Annotated in this window: 24 protein-coding genes; 22 read left to right on the top strand and 2 right to left on the bottom strand. The window is 47.6% G+C overall.

Going from position 1 to position 21,739, the window contains the following annotated elements; translation table 11 throughout:
* Positions 1-3: 3 nt before the first annotated feature.
* From DXC51_RS03810 to DXC51_RS03725, 18 genes are all read left to right on the top strand, one after another.
* Positions 4-357 (top strand): Hpt domain-containing protein, encoded by a 354-nt coding sequence (locus DXC51_RS03810; RefSeq protein WP_021635874.1) that lies wholly within the window; start codon positions 4-6, stop codon positions 355-357.
* Between the two features lie 32 nt (positions 358-389).
* Positions 390-1,457 carry an HD-GYP domain-containing protein gene (locus DXC51_RS03805; protein WP_117543753.1) on the top strand — a complete coding sequence of 356 codons (1,068 nt, stop codon included), beginning with the start codon at positions 390-392 and terminating at the stop codon, positions 1,455-1,457.
* Between the two features lie 50 nt (positions 1,458-1,507).
* Complete coding sequence (gene pyrH, locus DXC51_RS03800; protein ID WP_117543751.1) at positions 1,508-2,203, top strand: UMP kinase; 696 nt, start codon at positions 1,508-1,510, stop codon at positions 2,201-2,203.
* Between the two features lie 20 nt (positions 2,204-2,223).
* Entirely contained in the window at positions 2,224-2,775 is a 552-nt protein-coding gene (gene frr, locus DXC51_RS03795) for a ribosome recycling factor (protein WP_021635871.1), read from the top strand.
* Positions 2,776-2,872: 97 nt separating this feature from the next.
* Positions 2,873-3,580 (top strand): undecaprenyl pyrophosphate synthase, encoded by a 708-nt coding sequence (locus tag DXC51_RS03790; RefSeq protein ID WP_021635870.1) that lies wholly within the window; start codon positions 2,873-2,875, stop codon positions 3,578-3,580.
* Between the two features lie 80 nt (positions 3,581-3,660).
* Positions 3,661-4,488, top strand: a complete 828-nt coding sequence (locus DXC51_RS03785; RefSeq protein ID WP_021635869.1) for a phosphatidate cytidylyltransferase — start codon at positions 3,661-3,663, stop codon at positions 4,486-4,488.
* A 98-nt stretch (positions 4,489-4,586) separates the two neighbouring features.
* Positions 4,587-5,735, top strand: coding sequence for a 1-deoxy-D-xylulose-5-phosphate reductoisomerase (gene dxr / locus DXC51_RS03780; RefSeq protein WP_025489758.1), 1,149 nt, complete (start codon positions 4,587-4,589; stop codon positions 5,733-5,735).
* Between the two features lie 5 nt (positions 5,736-5,740).
* Positions 5,741-6,790, top strand: coding sequence for an RIP metalloprotease RseP (rseP, locus tag DXC51_RS03775; RefSeq protein WP_117543749.1), 1,050 nt, complete (start codon positions 5,741-5,743; stop codon positions 6,788-6,790).
* Between the two features lie 92 nt (positions 6,791-6,882).
* Entirely contained in the window at positions 6,883-7,419 is a 537-nt protein-coding gene (locus DXC51_RS03770) for an RNA 2'-phosphotransferase (protein WP_102288976.1), read from the top strand.
* Between the two features lie 470 nt (positions 7,420-7,889).
* Positions 7,890-9,179 (top strand): aspartate aminotransferase type Ic, encoded by a 1,290-nt coding sequence (locus DXC51_RS03765; protein ID WP_117543747.1) that lies wholly within the window; start codon positions 7,890-7,892, stop codon positions 9,177-9,179.
* Positions 9,180-9,347: 168 nt separating this feature from the next.
* Positions 9,348-9,983 carry a CatB-related O-acetyltransferase gene (locus tag DXC51_RS03760; RefSeq protein WP_117530531.1) on the top strand — a complete coding sequence of 212 codons (636 nt, stop codon included), beginning with the start codon at positions 9,348-9,350 and terminating at the stop codon, positions 9,981-9,983.
* Positions 9,984-10,186: 203 nt separating this feature from the next.
* Positions 10,187-10,609 carry a helix-turn-helix domain-containing protein gene (locus DXC51_RS03755; RefSeq protein ID WP_021635862.1) on the top strand — a complete coding sequence of 141 codons (423 nt, stop codon included), beginning with the start codon at positions 10,187-10,189 and terminating at the stop codon, positions 10,607-10,609.
* Positions 10,606-11,208 (top strand): ATP-dependent Clp protease proteolytic subunit, encoded by a 603-nt coding sequence (locus tag DXC51_RS03750; RefSeq protein ID WP_117530530.1) that lies wholly within the window; start codon positions 10,606-10,608, stop codon positions 11,206-11,208. Before DXC51_RS03755 ends, DXC51_RS03750 begins: the two co-directional genes overlap by 4 nt.
* A 312-nt stretch (positions 11,209-11,520) precedes the next feature.
* Positions 11,521-13,155, top strand: coding sequence for an amidohydrolase (locus DXC51_RS03745; protein ID WP_021635860.1), 1,635 nt, complete (start codon positions 11,521-11,523; stop codon positions 13,153-13,155).
* 52 nt (positions 13,156-13,207) lie between these two features.
* Positions 13,208-13,969, top strand: coding sequence for a nitroreductase family protein (locus tag DXC51_RS03740; RefSeq protein ID WP_021635859.1), 762 nt, complete (start codon positions 13,208-13,210; stop codon positions 13,967-13,969).
* Positions 13,970-14,015: 46 nt separating this feature from the next.
* Positions 14,016-14,195: a DUF6472 family protein gene (locus tag DXC51_RS03735; RefSeq protein WP_021635858.1), complete on the top strand. Its 180-nt coding sequence runs from the start codon at positions 14,016-14,018 to the stop codon at positions 14,193-14,195.
* Positions 14,196-14,210: 15 nt separating this feature from the next.
* On the top strand, positions 14,211-15,053 hold the full coding sequence (locus DXC51_RS03730; protein ID WP_117530529.1) for a threonine/serine exporter family protein: 843 nt from the start codon (positions 14,211-14,213) through the stop codon (positions 15,051-15,053).
* Positions 15,053-15,520 (top strand): threonine/serine exporter family protein, encoded by a 468-nt coding sequence (locus tag DXC51_RS03725; RefSeq protein WP_243003128.1) that lies wholly within the window; start codon positions 15,053-15,055, stop codon positions 15,518-15,520. The genes DXC51_RS03730 and DXC51_RS03725 overlap by 1 nt, the downstream gene beginning before the upstream one ends.
* 52 nt (positions 15,521-15,572) lie before the next feature.
* Here DXC51_RS03725 and DXC51_RS03720 read toward each other — a convergent pair whose 3' ends face one another.
* The gene (locus DXC51_RS03720) at positions 15,573-16,367 is read right to left on the bottom strand and encodes a PHP domain-containing protein (RefSeq protein WP_025489767.1); all 795 of its coding nucleotides are present in this window, start codon (positions 16,365-16,367) and stop codon (positions 15,573-15,575) included.
* A gap of 167 nt (positions 16,368-16,534) precedes the next feature.
* Here DXC51_RS03720 and DXC51_RS03715 point away from each other — a divergent pair, with 167 nt between their 5' ends.
* The 3 genes from DXC51_RS03715 (at position 16,535) to DXC51_RS03705 (ending at position 19,870) form a co-directional block, all read left to right on the top strand.
* Positions 16,535-17,497: an MraY family glycosyltransferase gene (locus tag DXC51_RS03715; protein WP_025489768.1), complete on the top strand. Its 963-nt coding sequence runs from the start codon at positions 16,535-16,537 to the stop codon at positions 17,495-17,497.
* Between the two features lie 138 nt (positions 17,498-17,635).
* Entirely contained in the window at positions 17,636-18,583 is a 948-nt protein-coding gene (locus DXC51_RS03710) for a prolipoprotein diacylglyceryl transferase (protein ID WP_051358356.1), read from the top strand.
* 258 nt (positions 18,584-18,841) lie between these two features.
* Positions 18,842-19,870, top strand: a complete 1,029-nt coding sequence (locus DXC51_RS03705) for a dipeptidase (protein ID WP_117530527.1) — start codon at positions 18,842-18,844, stop codon at positions 19,868-19,870.
* 92 nt (positions 19,871-19,962) lie between these two features.
* Here the strand turns inward: DXC51_RS03705 and DXC51_RS03700 are convergent, their stop codons facing one another.
* A complete protein-coding gene (locus DXC51_RS03700; RefSeq protein ID WP_025489770.1) occupies positions 19,963-21,030 on the bottom strand; it encodes a hypothetical protein in 1,068 nt (355 codons plus the stop codon).
* Positions 21,031-21,221: 191 nt separating this feature from the next.
* Between DXC51_RS03700 and DXC51_RS03695 the strand changes: the two genes are divergently transcribed.
* Complete coding sequence (locus DXC51_RS03695) at positions 21,222-21,737, top strand: MarR family winged helix-turn-helix transcriptional regulator (RefSeq protein WP_117530526.1); 516 nt, start codon at positions 21,222-21,224, stop codon at positions 21,735-21,737.
* Positions 21,738-21,739 lie beyond the last annotated feature (2 nt).

Genomic DNA, 21,739 nt, shown 5'->3' with positions numbered 1-21,739 from the left:
AAGATGGATGATACAATAAAAAAACAGCTGACTGAAGCTGGCGTGGATTTGGATAAGACAATGGAACGCTTTATGAACAACGAGGCATTATACCTGAAGTTCCTGAAGCGTTTTCCCGAGGATCCCAATTACGCGCAGCTGAAGGAGCATATAAGCACCGGAGATTACGAAGAAGCGTTTAGGGATGCACATACCCTGAAGGGCGTTGCCGGCAACCTGGGGCTGGATCCTTTCTATACGGTTGTGTCCGCACTGACTGAGGAGCTGCGGAGCCGGAAGTATGACCGGCTGGATGAATTTGTACAGGACGCAGAAGAAAATTACGAATTGCTGACACAGATAATCCGACAGCTGTAGGTAGACACAGGTCTGCAGGAAAGGTAAAAGTCGTGAAGGATAAGATACTTGTTGTCGATGATATGGAAATGAACCGGGAGATACTGCGGGGTATCTTTGAGGATGATTACGAAGTAATCCTGGCGGAGAACGGCAGAGAAGCAGTAGAGTATATTAATCTGAACAGAGGGAAGCTTGCTGCGATTCTTCTGGATATTGTAATGCCGGAAATGGATGGGTTCGGAGTCCTTGATTATATGCATGAGCAAGAGCTTATGATGTCTGTCCCGGTAATCCTGATAACCAGTGATACCTCAAGTGAATCCAGGAAGAGAGGCTATGATCTCGGTGTTTCCGATATCGTATCCAAGCCCTTTGAGGTACCTATTGTCAGAAGGCGTGTCAGCAATCTGGTGGACCTCTACCAACATAAGAACAATCTGGAAGCCATGGTGGAGAAGCAGACCGAGGAAATCAAGGAAAAGAACCGGGAACTGACGGAGATGAACTATCATATCATCGATACGTTGGGAACCATTGTGGAATTCCGGAGCATGGAGTCGGGCAACCACATATACAGGGTACGGTCCTTTACAGCGATTCTGTTAACCTATGTCATGAAGTACTATCCAGAGTACGGCGTGGACGAGGACATGGCTGATATTATTTCCCATGCGTCCACCATGCATGATGTGGGAAAGATTACGGTGCCGGATTCCATTCTGTTAAAGCCGGGGAAGCTGACGCAGGAGGAGTTCGGGCTGATGAAAACGCATACCACGAAGGGTGCGGAAATCATAAAGGAAATTTTTGTTACAGATAACAGAGTATTCAAGGAATTCTGTTATAACATAGCGTTAAGCCATCATGAAAAATGGGATGGAAAAGGATACCCCCATGGACTGAAGGGGGATGAAATCCCGTTGGCCGCTCAGGTGGTTTCCATTGCTGATGTTTATGACGCGCTGGTGAGCGACAGGGTTTATAAGCCGGCCTTTTCCTATGATGTGGCCTATCAGATGATACTGGACGGAGAATGCGGCCAGTTTAATCCCAAGCTAATGGACTGCTTCCGGATGGCCCGGAAGGAATTTGAAAAGAAAGCAAAGGCTCTGCAGTAGTCCTGCGGATCTGTGAGCGTGCCGTAGCACGCAGATAGGAGCGTATTATAATGAAAAGAATTTTACTGAAATTGAGCGGAGAAGCTCTGGCGGGAGAAGAAAAGCAAGGCTTTCATGAGCCTACTGTAAGAAAGGTGGCCCTTCAGATAAAGCAGTTGGTGGAGGAAGGCGTCCAGGTCGGCGTTGTTATCGGCGGCGGCAATTTCTGGAGAGGACGCACCAGTGAAAATATTGACAGGACAAAAGCGGATCAGATCGGAATGCTGGCAACCATCATGAACTGCATTTATGTTTCCGAAATATGCAGGGCGGAAGGAATGCAGACGGCAGTGCTGACACCTTTTGAATGCAGCTCCTTTACCAAGCTTTTTTCCAAGGACAGGGCGAATAAGTATTTTGACAGGGGCATGGTTGTATTCTTTGCCGGCGGTACGGGACATCCGTATTTTTCCACCGATACCGGCGTTGTGCTGCGGGCAGTGGAGGTGGAAGCCGAGGTTATCCTGCTTGCCAAGGCCATTGACGGCGTATATGATGACGATCCTAAAAAGAACCCTGCGGCCAAGAAATATGATGAAGTGACCATTGATGAAGTCATCGCAAAGAACCTGCAGGTAGTGGATATGACAGCGTCCATCCTTGCCAGGGATAATAAAATGCCGATGTTGGTATTTGGCCTGAATGAAGAAAACAGCATTGTAAATACAGTAAAAGGTAAATTTAACGGAACCAAGGTTACCGTATAAAAAACAGGGAGGATATATCGATGAACGAAAAATTACAGCAGTTTGAAAACAAAATGAGCAAGGCCTATGAATATCTGGCTGCAGATTTTGCAACAATCCGTGCCGGACGCGCAAATCCCCATATCCTGGACAAGATTAAAGTGAACTATTACGGAAGCCCTACCCCGATTCAGCAGGTAGGCAATATCACGGTTCCTGAACCGAGGATGATCCAGATCTCACCCTGGGAGAAATCCCTGATTAAAGAGATCGAAAAGGCGATTATGGCATCCGATGTGGGAATTACACCCAACAATGACGGCAGCGTTATCCGTCTGGTAATTCCGGAGCTTACGGAGGAACGCAGAAAAGAGCTGGTAAAGGAAGTAAAGAAGAAAGGCGAGGAAGGCAAGGTTGCAGTCCGCAATATCCGCAGGGACGGCAACGATACCTTTAAGAAGCTGGCTAAAGAGGATGTTTCTGAGGATGAAATCAAGGAGCTTGAGGAAGCCCTTCAGAAGCTGACCGATAAATACGTAAAGGAAATCGACAAGCTGGTTGAGGAAAAGGCAAAAGAAATCCTGACCGTTTAAACAAAACAGGGATTACAATTGAAATAAGAGGGGCAGGCGTTACTTGGCTTGTCCCTTTTTACCAGTTTCAGGAACAGGACAGGAGAGATAGCAGATTATGAACATACCAAATCATGTGGCGATAATATTGGATGGAAACGGCCGGTGGGCCAAGGCCAAGGGGATGCCCAGGAATTACGGGCATGTGCAGGGGGCTAAGAACGTGGAGGTAATCTGTGAGGAAGCATACAGGATGGGAATCCAGTACCTGACGGTTTATGCTTTTTCCACGGAAAACTGGAAACGTCCCCAGGACGAGGTGGATGCGCTGATGACCCTTCTGCGCAATTATATGAAGACCTGTCTGAAAACCGCTGCGAAAAACAATATGTGCGTGCGTGTTATCGGTGACAAGGAAGGGCTGGATGAGGATATCCGTTCCAGAATCAATCAGCTGGAGGAAGCGACGAAGAACAATACCGGCCTGCATTTCCAGATCGCATTGAATTACGGCGGAAGGGACGAGGTCCGCAGAGCTGCGCAGAAGCTGGCCAGGAAAGCCGCGCAGGGAATTATAAATCCGGAGGAGCTGACGGAGGAGGATTTCAGCAATGCGCTGGATACCGCAGGGCTGCCTGATCCGGATCTGCTCATCCGTACCTGTAACGAACAGCGGATTTCCAACTTCCTGCTGTGGCAGCTGGCCTATACGGAGTTTTATTTTACCCCGGTTGCCTGGCCTGATTTTACAAAAGAAGAATTGTTGAAAGCCGTAGAAGCATATAATCATAGAGACAGAAGGTTCGGGCTGGTAAAGGACGTATAGCGCGGAAGGGTCCGCTTTAGCACCGGCAGAGGCCGGACTGAGGCGCAAGGCTTCTTTGCGGATAATCATGGAGGTTAATTATGTTTGGTAAAAGATTGATGAGCAGCGTGGTGCTGGTGATTCTGGCGCTGGTTCTGCTGCTGACCGGAGACGGCGTACTCGCACTGGGGATGCTGATACTGTCCCTGATAGCTTTCCGGGAGCTGACGAAGGCCTGCGGCGTTATCGCAGAGGGACAAAAGAACAATGCGCTGGAGGCGGTGGGCTATGCAGGCATTGTCCTCTATTATCTGGTAGTATACGGTTCCGAGAACCCGGTTTACTGGGTGGGCATGCTGGCCCTGATTTTTCTGGGAATGATGTTCGTTTATGTTTTTTCTTTTCCCCGGTTCAGGGCGGAACAGGTGATGACGGCTTTTTTCTGCGCTTTTTATGCGCCTGTGCTGTTTACCTTTATTTTCCTTACACGAAACCTGCCGAACGGTATTTACATGGTCTGGATGATTTTTATCAGCTCGTGGATTTGCGATACCTGCGCTTATCTGACAGGTATGGCTATCGGGAAGCATAAGCTGGCGCCCGTGCTCAGTCCCAAGAAATCCATTGAAGGAGCCGTGGGCGGTGTCGTGGGTTCCGCACTGGTGGGTGCAGCTTTTGGTTATTTTGCGCTGGAAAGAGTGTTTGCGGATCAGAATGTGACATGGATCGCCGCGCTTATCTGCGGCGTGGGAGCAGTTATTTCCCAGGTGGGAGATCTGGCCGCTTCAGGGATAAAGAGAAACCATGACATTAAGGACTACGGAAAGCTGATTCCCGGACACGGCGGCATTATGGACCGCTTTGACAGCGTTCTTTTTACGGCGCCTATCATTTATTATCTGGCCATACTGCTCATACATTTTGAATAACAGTTGTAACTTGGCGTAACGGTTCAGGCTTCCGGGTGGTTCAGGCTTCCGGCTATAGCTTCCGGACGGTTATAAAAAGTTACGGGAAAGGATACGGCATGAAAAAAATAGCGATTCTCGGATCAACCGGATCCATAGGAACCCAGACCCTGGAAATCGTCAGGGATAATCCGGATTTACAGGTAATGGGGCTTGCGGCGGGCAGCAATGCAGCGCTGATGGAAAAACAAATCAGGGAGTTTCATCCTGCCCTGGCGGTTATGTGGAGTGAAGAAGCAGCGAAGGAGCTGCGCGGCCGCACGGCGGATTTGCCGGTAAAGGTTCTTTCTGGCATGGAAGGCCTGTTGGCGCTTGCCTCAGATGCTTCCTATGAAATACTGGTGACGGCAATTGTGGGCATGATAGGCATCCGTCCCACAATTGCGGCAATTGAAAGCGGAAAAACCATAGCTCTGGCTAATAAAGAAACCCTGGTGACAGCAGGACATCTGATCATGCCTCTTGCGAAGAAGCACAAGGTTCCCATCTTGCCTGTTGACAGCGAACACAGCGCTATTTTTCAGTCCATGAACGGAGAGGACAAAAAGCAGGTTTCCAAAATCCTGCTGACGGCCTCCGGCGGACCGTTCCGCGGCAGAAGCAGGCAGGAGCTGGCAGGCATGCGGGCGGAGGATGCGCTGAAGCACCCCAACTGGTCCATGGGCCGTAAAATTACCGTGGATTCCGCAAGCCTGGTGAACAAAGCGCTTGAGGTGATGGAGGCGCGCTGGCTTTTCGATGTGGAGCTGGACAGCATCCAGGTAGTCATCCATCCCCAGAGCATCATTCATTCCATGGTGGAATATGTGGACGGCGCGGTGATTGCGCAGCTGGGAATGCCGGATATGAAGCTTCCGATTCAATACGCTCTTTTCTATCCGGAAAGAAGGCCGATGGCCGGAGAGCGTGTTGACTTTTTCAAGCTGGGGCAGATTACCTTTGAACGGCCTGATACGGAGGTCTTTACGGGACTGAAGCTGGGAATGCAGGCGGCGCGCACGGGCGGGAGCATGCCCACGGTATTCAATGCGGCGAATGAAAAAGCGGTGGCGATGTTCCTGAATCACAGCATAGGCTTTCTGGAAATACCGGAGCTGATTGAAAAATGTATGAATCATCACCGGGTAATTGAGAATCCTAATGTCAATGAGATTTTACAGGCTGAGGCAGAGACTTACGAATATATTGAGCATATAAAGGAGAACTGAATCAATTGACTATTGTGTTATTTGTCCTGATATTTGGAGTGATTGTGATCGGGCATGAGCTGGGGCATTTCCTTCTGGCGAAGGTCAACGGGATCACGGTAGTGGATTTCAGCGTGGGCATGGGGCCGAAGCTGCTTCACTTTAACAAGGGGGGAACGGAATATTCACTGCGCCTTTTTCCTATCGGCGGCGCGTGTATGTTTGAAGGTGAAGACGGGCTTGATACTGACAAAGGGACTCCGTCGGAGGGCGCTTTCCCCAATGCCAGTGTCTGGGCAAGAATTTCCACTGTGTTTGCAGGACCCTTTTTCAACTTCATTCTGGCTTATATCCTGGCCATGATTGTAGTCGGCTATACGGGCAGCGACCGTCCGGTGCTGAACGGTCTGATTGACGGTTATCCGGCACAGGAAGCAGGGATGCAGCCGGGGGATCTTATTACCAGAATGAATGGGGAACGTATTTATGTAGCCCGTGAAATCTGGCTGAATACCTATGTGGGCGCGGGAGAAACCATGAACATCGAATTCCTGCGCGACGGGGAAAAGCACACGGTTACCCTGACACCCAAATACAATGAAGAAGAAGGACGGTATCTGCTGGGCTTTAACGGCTATGGAGAGTACGTGGACTGCCGGAATGCAGGAATTTTCAAATACAGCTATTATGAGGTACGCTACAGCCTTCGGGCAACCATCAAGAGCCTGGGAATGCTGATTCAGGGAAAAGCCACAAAGGATGACATATCGGGACCTATCGGCGTGGCGCAGGTAATCGGCGAGGTGAGGGAACAGGCGGAGCCTTACGGTATCTGGGTGGTAATTCTGAATATGATCAACATTGCACTGCTTCTGAGCGTGAACCTGGGTGTGATGAATCTGCTTCCGCTGCCTGCTCTGGACGGCGGACGGCTTGTATTCCTTATTATTGAAGCGATCCGTGGGAAACCGGTTCCTCCTGAAAAGGAAGGCATGGTGCATTTCGCCGGCTTTGTGGTTCTGATGATACTCATGGTATTTGTGATGTTTAATGATATTTCCCGGTTTTTCCGGTAGAAGAATATTACAGGAGAAGGCTCCCTGTCTATGGTACACCGGCAGGGAGTCTTGATTATTTTAGTGTGGTTTTTAAGAAAATAGGAGGGCTTATGGAAAAAACAGATAAATTAAGCGTCTTCATCAGCCTTGTTTTACGGCATAAACCGGAGGCTGCCAATATTCAGCTGGATGAGCATGGCTGGGCGGAGGTGGACGCTCTCATTGAAGGTATCAGAAATACGGGGCGCAAAATCGATTTTGACATTTTGAAAGAGATTGTACGCACCGATGGGAAGCAAAGGTATTCTTTTAATGAAGACTGTACTTTGATAAGGGCCAATCAGGGACACAGCGTGCCTGTGGATGTGGAATTGGCGGAAGCGGAGCCGCCGGAATTTTTATATCATGGAACCGCTGAGCGTTTTTTGGAAAGCATAAAAAAGGAAGGGCTGAGGCCCATGAGCCGTTTGTATGTTCATTTATCAAGGGACGAAGCAACAGCGCTAAAGGTGGGAAAACGACATGGAAAACCTGTGGTTCTGAAGGTTAATGCGGGAAAAATGCAGCAGGATGGGTTGCGTTTCTTCCTTTCTGAAAATGGAGTATGGCTGACGGATAAAGTGCCGGTCTCCTATCTTTCTTTTTGAGGGGAAAAGCGGGGAGACAGCAGCGCATTCTGCCGTTATATGTAAGAGGGCGTATGAGGGAATTCTTCCTTCAATCTTTTCATAATATCGTTAAAAGTACCTGGTAATGCCGGATGGGGGCATAATTTCGGCTATTACTACAGATTGCCCCGGTAAAAAGGACATATTTTTAATGAATTGCGTTTTTTGACGGATGGGGAGCGGCGTGAATTATGAAATTATACATAATTTTCTGCCGGCACAGTTTTGAATCCTGATTATTTCGGAAAATTACAGGTCTGTCATTCGGATTTCCCTTTCACAGATTAGCACGTTAAAACGGAAACACTTGACAACTCACCTTAATTGTGCATAATATTATAAGAAAAAATGCTGTCAACCGCCAAACAGGATTCGCTGTTTGGGTTGTGGGGGCTGATTGAATGAAATCAGCTTCTTTTTATAATCATGAGGAGAAAAGGAGAAGTGGAATGAAGGCGTACAAAGACAGAAGTAAGGAAGAACTGCTCACTCTCAAAAATGAACTGGAAGCAGAATACAGAAAATTCCAGGATTTAGGCCTGAAGCTGGATATGTCCAGGGGAAAGCCGTCAGCTGAGCAGCTTGATATTTCCATGGGAATGATGGATGTTCTCAACAGCACCACCGATTTAAAGTGCCGTGAGGGTATTGACTGCAGAAATTACGGCGTTATCGACGGTATTCAGGAAGCCAAGGAACTGTTGGCGGACCTGATTGAGGTGCCTGCCGATAAAATCATTATTTATGGAAATTCCAGCCTGAATGTTATGTATGATACCGTAGCGCGTTCCATGACTCATGGCGTGATGGGAAGCACTCCCTGGTGCAAGCTGGATAAGGTGAAGTTTTTATGCCCGGTTCCCGGCTATGACAGGCATTTTGCCATCACTGAATATTTTGGTATTGAAATGATTAACGTACCCATGACCCCCGAAGGGCCGGATATGGATATGGTAGAGAAGCTGGTAAGCGAAGACGCGGCGATCAAGGGCATCTGGTGTGTGCCTAAGTATTCCAATCCTCAGGGCATTACCTATTCTGATGAAACGGTCCGCCGTTTTGCAAGGCTGAAGCCCGCGGCAGAGGATTTCCGGATTTACTGGGACAATGCGTATAATGTACATCATCTTTATGAGGATGACCAGGATACGATTCTGGAGATTCTGGAGGAATGTGAGAAGGCCGGAAATCCGGATATGGTATACAAATTCAGCTCCACTTCCAAAATCAGCTTCCCCGGATCCGGTGTTGCGGCAATTTCCGCTTCCTATAATAACCTGAAGGATATTAAAAAGCAGATGGCCATCCAGACAATCGGACACGATAAGCTGAATCAGCTGCGCCACGTGAGATATTTTAAGAATCTGGACGGCATCAAATCACATATGATGAAGCATGCGGCTGTTATGCGTCCCAAGTTCGAAGCAGTTCTGAATATCCTTGAACAGGAGCTTGATGGACTGGAAATCGGTTCCTGGTTAAAGCCCAAGGGAGGTTATTTCATTTCCTTTGATGCGCTGGACGGCTGTGCCAGGGCAATTGTGGCGAAAGCTAAGGAAGCCGGTGTGGTAATGACCAGTGCCGGCGCAACCTATCCTTACGGCAGGGATCCTCATGACAGCAATATCCGTATTGCGCCGTCATTCCCTCCTATGGATGAGCTGATCCAGGCGACAAAGCTTTTTGTCCTTTGCGTAAAGCTGGTAAGTATTGATAAAATTCTGGAAAGTAAACAGTAATTGTGATGAAGCCAGACATTTGCTGCAAATAAAAATTTTTGCCGGGAAATATGGAATGCCATAATTCCCGGCATATTTACAAATAAAACGGGGTGAGGTTTATGAGGCTCTGCATTGCAGCAGCCGGAATAGTTAACGGTAAATAAAAATCAGCAGGAGGATTTAAAAATGACTATTCCGGAACAAAAAATATATCCCAGAACCGGGGACAGGCAGACGGTTTACTTAAAATCGGTGATTACTAATCCGAATATTTCGGTAGGGGATTACACCATGTATAATGATTTCGTAAAGGATCCGGTTCTGTTCGAAGAAAATAATGTATTGTATCATTATCCGATAAATCATGACCGGCTCATCATCGGAAAATTTTGTTCGCTGGCCTGCGGGGTGCGTTTCCTTTTTAACAGTGCCAACCACAGTATGAAATCCCTTTCCACGTATCCGTTCCCGCTTTTTTTCGAAGAATGGGGACTTGATAAAAAGGATGTCGCCGCTTCCTGGGACAATAAAGGTGATATTGTGATAGGAAATGATGTCTGGATCGGTTATGAGGCAGTGGTTATGGCTGGCGTGACCATCGGGGACGGGGCGGTTATCGGCACCCGTGCGGTGGTGACAAAGGATGTCCCTGCCTATACCATTGTGGGAGGAATTCCGGCAAAAACCATAAGAAAGCGCTTTCCCGAAGAAACGATTGACACACTTCTTGCGCTGAAGTGGTGGGATTGGCCGGAGGAGAAAATCGCTGAAAATATCGGAGCGATACAAAATGGCCGTATTGATAAGCTGAAAAGCATCTGACAGAATAACGACAGCCGGGGAATGAAAGCATCCTGCTTTTTCCCCGGTTTTTAACTGGGGAAATATATGTTAAAATTACACCTCGTTTGGATAGTAACTGTGAACGACCTTTCTCCGCTGCAGGAAAAGATGTCATTTTATATAAAGACTGTGGGAGTGATACCTGCTATAATTACAGTCAAAAGAGCAAAGGAGCGACAGCATTGGACGAAAAACAGATAGCTGAGGCGGTGGCAGCATACGTGGAGGATAATCTGCATGAGGATTTATGTCTGGAAAGTATAGCGGATAAGCTTGGCTATTCCAAATTCCATATCAACAGGGTTTTCGCAGTTGTCACGGGCTGTACCATATATAAATATATTCAGATGCGCAGGCTGACGGAGGCCGCAAGGCAGCTGGTGGAGACGGAAAAACCCATTGTGGAGATAGCCTATGAGGCTCACTATAATTCACAGCAGGCCTTTACGCTGGCATTTCACAGGGAATATCAATGTGCTCCGGGCATTTATCGGAGAAACGGCGTATTTTATCCGAAGAAAACAAGGGCTGTGATTGAAAACCGGCTTTACAGGGCGGAGAGCTCCTTCATGGGCAGCAACTGGAAAGAGAGGGCTGCCGCATGAGTTATGTACCTTATGTTATAGAAAAAAATGAGCAGGGTGAGAGAAGCTATGATATTTTTTCAAAGCTTCTGTCCGATCGGATTATTTTTCTGGGAGAGGAAGTCAGCGATGCATCGGCGGAGCTGATTATTGCGCAGCTTTTGTACCTGGAGGCGGAGGATCCGGAAAGGGATATCCAGCTGTATATCAACAGTCCGGGCGGATCCGTGTCGGCCGGCTTTGCCATATATGACACCATGCAGTTTATCAAATGTGATGTGTGCACGCTGTGCATCGGTCTGGCGGCAAGCTTCGGTTCCTTCCTTCTTGCCGGGGGGACGAAGGGAAAGCGGATGGCGCTGCCCAATGCCGAGATCATGATACACCAGCCTGCGGTAAGCGGCGGCATCCAGGGACCTGCGAGCGATATCCGAATCATGTCGGAGCATATACAGCGCAGCAAACGCCGCCTGAACCGTATCCTGGCCCAAAACTGCGGTAGAACGGAAGAAGAGGTGGAAAGGGATACGGACAGGGATCATTTCATGACAGCCCAGGAGGCTAAGGAATATGGCCTGATAGATAAAATAATCACAGGAAAGCGCCAAAGTATACAGTGAAGCAGTCGGCTGGAAAAGCTTTCGGGGAAGGATGAAATATCCGGAACCGGAGCTTTTTTTATTATGCCGGTTTTTTATTCCTGTTATTTCTGTTAATATAAAACCTTGTGGCATGCCGCAGGGGAGTGTGCTAGAATAGGTATGTTGGGCCTGAAGGATTGAAAAAGTTTGATTTTTAGTAACTGTGAGGGTATTGGACAGTTACGATTTTACTGATGAAGAGATATATTATCCGCAAAAAGATGTATAATAACAGGGATTGGCAGATTGCGGGGCGGGAAAAAATGCCCTGTCTGCAGGAATGGAGGCATTATGGCGAAAACCTTATATTACGGCGGCCCGATTCTCACAATGAAGGCGGAAAATGATTATGTGGAAAGCCTGGTGGAGGAAGGCGGAAAAATTATTTATACAGGCAGCCTGGAGGGTGCAAGAAAGCTTTGCGGGGACGGGGCGGAGGAAACAGATCTGCAGGGGAAAACCCTGATGCCGTCTTTTATCGATCCCCACGGACATATATCCATGGTGGCGCAGTTTACGTCACTGGCGGATCTTTCGGAATGTACGGATTTTGATGGTATAGTAGAAACACTGAAGGCCTATCAGGCCGAAAAGCAGATAGGGCCGGATGGTATCATCATGGGGTTCGGTTATGATCATAATTTCCTGAAAGAACAGCGGCATCCTGATAAATCGGTGCTTGACAGGGTTTCTGAAGAAATACCGATTTATGTGCTGCATACCTCAAGCCATATGGGCGCAGGTAATTCCGCCATGCTGAAGCTGGCGGGAATCAGCAGCAGCACTCCGGATCCCGAAGGGGCGAGATTCGGACGGGTGGCGGGAACGATGGAGCCTGACGGTTATGCGGAGGAGATGGGAGCCATCGGACAGATGCTGATGGCTGCGGCTCCCAGGCTGAAAATGGATGTGGACGCGCAGATCGTCAGCGCACAGGAAACCTATCTTAAAAATGGAATTACCACCTGCCAGGACGGAGCCGCCGGCGCCGGCGATATCAAGAACTTCGCCCGGGCTGCCAGCCAGGGGAATCTGGTTATCGATGTGGTTTCCTATCCGGTCATGGATGATAATACAGGTGATTTGCTGAAGGAATATGCGGATTATGACAAAACCTACCGGAACCATTTTAAAATCGGCGGTTTGAAAATCGTGCTTGATGGTTCGCCTCAGGGAAAAACAGCATGGCTGAGCAGCCCTTATGAGGGGGAAAAGGATTACCGCGGATATCCTGCGAAAACGGATGAAGAGGTTTTCAAATATGCAAAAGAGGCCATAGCCAGAGATGAACAGCTTCTTGCCCACTGCAATGGCGACGCCGCATCGGAGCAGTTTCTTGATTTCTACGAAAAAGCGCTGTCGGAAAGCGATAATCCCCATAAAAATCAGCTGCGGCCGGTGATGATACACTGCCAGACCGTACGTGATGATCAGCTGGACCGGATGGCTGAGCTCTCCATGATACCATCCATTTTTGTGGCGCATACCTATTATTGGGGAGATATTCATCTGAAAAACCTGGGAAGGGTGAGGGGAAGCCGGATAAGCCCGGCACGTTCTGCTTTTGACCGTGGGCTGAAGGTGAACTTCCATCAGGATCCCCTTGTGGTGCAGCCGAAAATGCTTCATACCGTATGGTGCGCAGTCAATCGTATTACAAGAAACGGCGTTGAAATCGGCCCGGAGCAGAGAGTCAGCGTTTATGAAGCGCTTCAGGCGGTTACGGTCAACGGAGCCTATGCTTATTTCGAAGAGGACAGGAAGGGAACACTGGAGGAGGGCAAGCTTGCCGACATGGTGATCCTGAGTGATAATCCCATGGCTGTTGATCCAGGGAAAATCTGCGATATCTGTGTACTTGAGACGATCAAGGAAGGTGTGGTAAGATATACGAAGCAACAGGCAGACAGTAACGGGCAAATATAAAATAAATTTCAGGAATAATAAAAGAATCAGGACGGAAAGGAATGTAACGACTGTGGAACAAAATACAAATGAAACCCTGGATTTGCTGATGAGAAGAAAATCGGTGCGCGTTTTTGAGGAGAGGGAGATTGCGGAGGCTGACAGGCGCCGGATACTGGAGGCCTCCCTGCGCGCCGCCACTGCAGGAAACATGACGTTGTATACAATTATTGATGTAAAGGAACAAAAGCTGAAGGACAGGCTGGCGGTTACCTGCGACAACCAGCCGTTTATTGCAACGGCGCCGCTTGTCCTGGTCTATTGTGCGGATTACAGAAGATGGTATCAGGCGTTCTGTCAGGTGGAGGAGAGGGTTCGCAAGCCCTCCTACGGCGATTTCCTGCTGGCGGCGGAGGATACCATAATAGCCGCCCAGACAGCTGTAACCGCCGCGGATGCCCTGGGGCTTGGAACCTGCTATATCGGGGATATCCTTGAAAACTATGAGGAGCACCGCAGGCTGCTGGGGCTGCCGGATTATGTGGCGCCGGTTGCCATGGTGGTGGGCGGCTATCCTACAGCACAGCAGGCGGCGAGAAAACAGACTCCCCGTTTTGCACTGGAGGATATTGTCCATGAAAACAGATATGATCTTCAGAAATCCGACAACATGCTCAGAATGCTTGAGGATAAGGAAAACTGGCATGGAGAGGAGTTGGAGCGCCGTTTACGTGCTTTCTGCGAAAGGAAGTGGAACTGCAGCTTCAGCGAAGAAATGTCCCGCTCTGTGAAAGCGATGCTGGATGCATGGGCCGGCGCGGGTGGACAGCAATAAGGTTTTATTATTTTTATTTATAAACGGATAGGAAAGGATATGGAAAATGGCATCGGGAAACTGTGAATGCTGCATCAATTATAAATTTGATGAGGATTATGACTGCTACATATGTGATATGGATCTGGACGAGGATGAAATGGTGCGTTTTTTAAGTGCATCCTTTGACAATTGTCCCTATTTTCAGCTGGATGACGAATACCGCATTGTGCGCAGGCAGATGTAGCCGGGAGACAGAAGAATGGAAGAGACAGCAACGGCAGTTACATCACAAAAATCACAAATACCGCAAAAGGAAACTGCGGAAAATACCCAAAGGAGCCTGGTTCTGGAATGCGCCATGCAGGCGGGGAATATCCTGCTGCAGAACGGGGCGGAAATTTTCAGAGTGGAGGAAACCATAACGCGGATGTGTGATCATTTCGGTGTGGAATCCGAAAGCGCTTTTATTTTAAGCAACGGTATTTTTATTACGGCGGGCAATGAGAAGGAATCCGTTTACGCCCAGGTGCGCCATATTCCTGTGCGGGGAGCGCAGCTGGACAGGGTGGCGGCGGTCAACCAGCTTTCCAGAGAAATTGTGGAAGGACGTTATACGATAGAGGAAGTGCGGGAACAATTAAATCAGATAGAGAATATGCCGCGTAAAACAAAGCAGATGCAGATATTGGCCTCTGCGGTAGGCAGCGCCTGCTTCTGCATCATGTTCGGCGGAAGCTTCCGGGACAGCCTGGGAGCGTTTATCGCCGGTTTCCTCCTGTATGTGTATGTGCTGGAACTGAGCCAGCCGCGGATGTCAAAAATTATAGGTAATATCGGCGGCGGCGCGCTGGTTACACTGCTGTGTATTTTCATGTATAAAATTCATCTGGGAGATGCGCTGAACCACATGATAATCGGCGCCATTATCCCGCTTGTCCCGGGAATCCCCTTCACGAACGGCATACGGGATATTGCGGACGGGGATTATATTGCCGGTGCGGTTCGGATGCTGGATGCGATCCTGGTATTCCTTTGCATTGCAGTGGGGGTTGGGGTGGTCATTACCGTTTATCACAGGCTGACGGGAGGTATGCTGCTATGATTGTAACTCAGGTTCTTGCTGCGGCGCTGGGAACCGTGGCTTTTGCCCTGCTTTTCGGCGTTCCGAGAAAGTATTATCCCTACTGCGGCCTTATCGGGGGAGCCGGTTGGCTGATGTATTGTCTTCTGGAGCCGGTGCTGAATGCTGCGGAAGCCACCTTTTTTGCTTCGGTGCTGGTGATATTCCTTTCCCGGATGGGGGCTGTGAGGGAGAAGTGTCCAGTTACCATTTTTCTGATATCGGGAATCATACCGCTGGTGCCGGGAGCCGGTATTTACTGGTCCGCGTTTTATATGGTGACGGATCAGCTGACAGAAGCCGGAGAGGCCGGCTTTGCCGCTGTCAAAGCGGCGGTTGCCATTGTCCTTGGAATTGTATGTGTGTTCGAACTGCCGCAGGGTGTTTTTAATTTTGTCCGCAGGGACAGGAAAGAGCTTCGCACACAAAAGAGCAGGAAAAACGGCTGATGCCGTTGAAGCCTGCTCTTATAGTTATCTTTATGAAGTTGATATACGGACACTAAATCTGTGCTTCCCGATCCGAATATTCCGCCCTTAGCTTTCTGTTGCGCTTATGCGTCTTGACAAGGGTGAAAAATTTGTTGTAGAACCAGAAGGAATAAACGAGTACGGTATTTACCTTGCCAATCCGTTCCTTGGTTGTCCTGCGGTAGAGCGATCCGCCGCAGCCGATAACCTCCTGTGCACGGATACAGTTAATAAGGTCAGTTTCGGTCTGCACCGTGTCGGGAACCTCCGTATAGGCCAGTCCCACACAGTCGGTTTTGTGAGAGTCGCTTCCGCCTACGCCTGGTTTATGGTATTTGTCGGCAAGACGGCAGGCTGTTGCATTGGATTCTTCATCCTCACACGCGTTGAAAACCTCCACAAAGTCAAACTGTTCCACGATTTTCGGGTCACGCCGGTAGGTTCTTGTGTTGCGGAAGCTCATATATTTTTCCCCGCAGGGATGGGCCGGACCGAGCACACCGCCATAGGAATGGACGATGGAAATCAGGATATTAAGAGGCAGGCCGCGCAGCTCCAGAATGCGCAGCTTGATCGTCTCCGGGACGATAACCAGAATATGCCCGGCACCGATGGTGTCATATTCGATTCCTTTAAAAACTTTAAAATCCGTATATTTTTTATCCTTCAGATTTTTCTTCCAGAAACGGTAGCCGTTGTAGGTGTCGTGGTCTGTGATGACCATGCCGCCGAAGCCTTTCGACTGAAGAAGCTGTATATATTCCTCCATGGAAACCCTGCTGTCAATAGAGCCTTCCTTTACATGGCAATGCATGTCGATTTTCATAACAGGCATACCTCCTTTAACATTATTATTGTAGCCTTTTTCGTTGGATTTGAAAAGGGCAAAACCGATTTTTATTGAAATATATCATTCCATTTTGGACATGTTAATGATAGAATATGTAAGAATGGCCAGAACATTCAATCTTTACAGAAAGGTATCTGAAACAGATGATAAATTTTATCGCCGGAGAAGCCGGAATCAAGACCACAGCATTTATTGGGATTTTATTTGCCTTTGCGGCAACGTGCCTCGTAATGTGGAAGGGAATGGGAATGCTTCCCAGAGATCAGGGAAGGGAATTTGCAGTAGACGGGAAAAAATCCGCCGGTAAACCGAGAGGAGCCGGATTTTTATTTGTCCTGGTATTTATTGCGGCGGCACTTCTTTTTGGACAGGTAAACAGGGAGATGGTGATTTACCTGATACTTACAGGAGCGGCGATGATTACAGGTTTTCTTGATGACTGCGCCAAGACTCCATGGGGAGAGTATAAAAAAGGGTTCCTGGATTTGGTGATTGCGGTTATGGTAGCCGTAACCTTCCTTAACTTTAATTCCAATGATATTACCATCCTTCTTACGGGAACTACGATAACCGTACCGCCTGTCCTGTTTGGCATTCTGACTGTGGTGCTCGTATGGGTGTCCATTAATGTGACGAACTGTTCGGACGGCGTGGACGGATTATCCGGAACGCTGACCATTATTACGCTGATGATAATATATCTGGTGGATTTGCTGCAGAGCAGGGGCGATAGTTTTTCCTACCTGATTTTACTGTTCTGTGTGTGCATTCTGGGATATCTGTGGTATAATGCCACGCCCAGCAGGCTGATGATGGGGGATGCCGGATCCCGGGCCATGGGGCTGTTTATCAGCATTGCGGTGCTGAAAACAGGAAGCCCTCTTTTGTACATCCCGGTAGCTCTTGTGCTGATCCTGGACGGCGGGCTGGGACTGGTGAAGGTTTTCCTGCTCCGCTTTCTCAAAATCAGAATCCTTACCAGGGTAAGGACCCCGCTTCATGATCAGGCCAGGAAGGTGTGGGAATGGTCCAATACGCAGACAGTGTTCCGTTTTGCCATCATTCAGATTATGCTGGGAGCGGCAGTGATTTTTATTGCCCTTTAAAAGATTGCCGGAAGTTTGCCCTTTAAAAAGATTGCGCTGTCAGAAGAAGAATGGTAGAATAGCAGATAAGCTTTTTTGGCAGTTTGACGAAAAAGCCGGTAACTGATGGATAGTCTGCATAAAGGAAGGAAGAAACATATGAAGAATGAGTTATTTTCCATTGGCCCATTTACTGTTTATGGGTATGGACTGATGATAGGAATCGGTATCATTGCGGCATATCTGACGGCGGAAAGCCGGGCAAAGAAGCTGAAGCTGGATCCGGAGAAGATATTCGGACTGGTGTTGTGGTGCCTGATTTTCGGTTATCTTGGTTCTAAAATACTTTACTGTATTACCGTAATTGATGAAATTATTGCCGATCCGGCTTTTATCCTGCATTCCCTTCAGAACGGCTGGGTGGTTTACGGCGGCCTGATAGGAGGTATTCTGGGCGGATATCTGTATTGCAGGCATAAGAAGGTGAACTTCCTTTCCTACTTTGACCTGGCGGTGCCTTCCGTTGCTCTGGCACAGGGCTTCGGCCGTATCGGCTGTTTCCTGGCTGGCTGCTGCTATGGACGAGAGACTGAAAGTCCTCTGGGAATTACCTTTACCCATTCGGATTTTGCACCGAACGGCGTAGCCCTGATTCCCACGCAGGAAATATCCAGCCTGCTGAATTTTGTAAACTTTTTTATACTCATTAATATTGCAAAAAGGAAGAAGGCGGAAGGGCAGGTCGGCGCGTTTTATCTGATTTTTTACAGTATAGGCCGCTTTATCCTGGAATTTTACCGGGGAGATCTGGGCAGAGGAAGTGTAGGCAGTCTGTCTACCTCTCAGTTTATCGCTATTTTTACCCTGATTGCAGGCATTATCCTGGTAATCGTTTCCCAGATGCTTGCCAATAAAGGGGTCAAGGCCTTTAGGGTCGGCCCTGGCGGAACTGCCTGGCAGGCAGAGCCTGAGAGCGCTGAAGCTGGAGAGGCTGCTTCAGCCGCGGAGAATAAAACGGACGATGAACATCCGGAATCAGATAATACATCAGAGCCGGAAAAGGAAGATGCGCCGGAGGATGCCGCAGAAGATTCCGGAAAGGAATAGAACAGGAACGGCAGACGGTTTTTGGGCAGTATTGAGAATGGACGGACAGTTTTTTTAAGCTGCCGTCCCTTTTTAATGAACTGCCGGATATGGGATTGGAATCGAAGCAGAACTAAACGAATATAGATGAATTGCAGGGCCGTGGTATGAAAGCTGATATCTTTTCAGCTTTGCAGCATACTGCGGGGAAATAATTGGATATTTTTACCGGCCAAAATAAAACAGGCGCATGGAAGGTATGCGCGGAAAGGATATGACATGAGAATTGCAGACATGCACTGCGACACCATATCGGAACTTCTGGAGATAAGAAGAAAGGGTGATCCGGAGGAAATCAGGGAGAATACCTTAAGACACAACAAATTACATATTGATCTGGAAAAAATGAAAAAGGCTGGTTACCTTTTTCAGAATTTTGCATTATTTGTGCATCTTCGCGGCTGTGAAAATCCGCTGGAAGAGGTTTTGGAGCTGGCCGATTTATATTATGAAGAGATTGGGAAAAATTCAGATTTGATTCTGCCCGCCTTTTCCTATACGGATATTGAGAACAACAGGGCTGCAGGAAAAATGTCTTCTGTTCTGACAATCGAGGAGGGCGGCGTCTGCAAGGGAAATCCGGCTTTTTTAAGAGTTTTATACCGTCTGGGCGTCCGTATGCTTACCCTTACCTGGAACTATCCCAATGAACTGGGCTGGCCCAATCTGGAACAGCCGGGACAGGGAGTAGACAGAGAAAGCTTCCGCCCGGATTTCAGAAAAGCCAATACTACGCAAGGGCTGACGGAGACCGGGATTGCTTTTGTTGAGGAAATGGAGCGGCTGGGCATGATCGTTGATGTGTCCCACCTGTCCGATGCCGGCTTTATGGATGTGCTGCGTGTTTCAAAAAAACCTTTTGTCGCCAGCCACTCCAATGCCCGTTCCGTCTGCGGCTGGGTGAGGAATCTGACGGATGATATGATCCGCCTGCTGGCGGAAAAAGGCGGTGTGACAGGTCTTAATTTTTGCCCTGCATTTCTGACCGACGTTCCGGATGGCGAGGCTACCTATGGTTCGATTGACGCGATTGTAGAGCATGCGAAGCACATTGTGAAGGTGGGAGGGATTGACTGCCTCGGTCTTGGAACTGATTTTGACGGGATCAAGACGCATGATGAGCTGCCGGATGCTTCCTGTATGCCGCTGCTTGTGAACGCATTTGAAAAGGGAGGCTTCCGCGCATCTGAGATGGATAAAATTCTTTCCGGGAATGTGCTGAGGGTGTATAAAGAGGTGCTGGGATAAGTATCTTGCAGGATTTATAAAAATAAGCAGAAGATATATGAAGGTTTTTGCCCATATGTCTTCTGCTTTCATAGTTAGTTATTTTCATAAATTTAATTGACGTCACCAATAATACAATATAAAGCATTCATTGCTTCATCAGATAATTCAGCAGGAGCGCCCTGATTAGAGCAGGACCAACGAAGACTTTCAATAAATTCATACCACCCTGGGAGAGTAGAAGAATCATTACGAAGGGTTACAGGAAGTTTGCTGCTGGTAAAATATTTTTCATTATTATCTGCAGGAGGAAATAAATACTGAAAGTAATGCATATAACGCTTGGAATTTATTTTATCTTCCTCTGGAAGCCGCGTCCACTCTTCAATTTCAAATGTATCATCACTTAAATCACAATAATACCCCTTTTTTACTTTTAAGATATCTAAACCTGTAAATTTCCATTCTGTTTCAGGATATAATTGCCTTCCCTTCACTCCTTCTCCATATTTAAAATTATAAGCAAAAATTACAGTATCCCCTGCTGTTATGTCCAGAATATTTTTCATGACAGTCTGTGTATTACTGTATCTGAAGGCCCATACTCCCTTGCTGCGTCCACGCAGTACATAATCATTCAGACTGTCACCATCGTTTCGGCCGGCAGAAGGAAGAAAGACGAGCCAGCATTTACTTGCTCTTGATTCATACTCTGAGAGATAATTACCTATTGTGCCATCTACTATATGTTTTGCTTTTTTTAGAAACCAGTAAGAAAAATCAATAGCATCCAATACAGATATATTATCCGAATCTATGAAGGAATCAGCTTTTCGATCATTACTGACAACCAGTATAAATCCCTTTGTGCCGCTGTAGGCATAATCATAAACTTCTTTACCATGATTAAATCTTGATACCTGCCATTCAACTTCGATATTAAGGTAAGAAAGATCAGTAAATATTATACGGAAATCCGTAATGTGTTTATTGTGTCCATTATAGGAAACAGGATATTCAGGAATTATAACCTTGACTTTTTTCTGTGCTAATCCCTTAAATTTCTCAGGAAACAGGGATAAGAATTTCTTCTTACTGCCATATGTTAATATTTCATAAATATATCTCTGTAAAGTTTTTTCGTTTATTAATTTTTGATTTTCCATACAGCGTCCTGACATAATCATCCTCCTTAAACGCAAAGCAATATTATGATTATAGCATTGAAAGGTATACTTGTCATACAAATATGATATCTGCAATAAATTTTGTTGCTTTAAAGAGAAAGATGTACTATCATCTATTTAGTTGATGGTACATCTTTACTGCAATATCTTTCCAATAAAAAATAGTACTTATCAAGAGGATAAATATGGATGCAACAAAAAGGCAAATCACTAAAATCGCAAGAGAAGTAAATAAACTGACTTTGCATACAATGAGGGAGTCAGGTATTGGAACGGGAGAATTTGATCTGATTCATCTGGTAAGACATGAGCCTGGGATTTCCCAGAAGGAAATCAGCTGTCGTTTGAACATGGATAAGGGCGCGGTGGCAAGGAGGGTGGCGAGCCTGGAACAGAAAGGATATCTTATCCGGAGAGGAAACCCTGCAGACGGCCGGAGCCAGCTGCTTTACGCCACTGATAAGGCGGATACTCTTAAAAATTCCAAGGCCTCGGTGGAAGCTGCTTTTTATGAATGGCTTATAGAGGAACTGCCGGAACAGGAAAAAGCGGATTTTTTACAGATTCTTGAGCTTCTTTACCTGCGTTCCAAAACAGAAAGCAGAAATGGCTTTCCCCATGTTACAAAACGGCTGAAGGATGAAGGGGGACGAGCGGAACATCCCGGACCGGAAACGCTTTCCGGCGGGGAGGAGGACTGAGC

The organism is Eisenbergiella massiliensis, from assembly GCF_003435485.1.
This window is presented reverse-complemented; position numbering and strand designations above follow the sequence as displayed.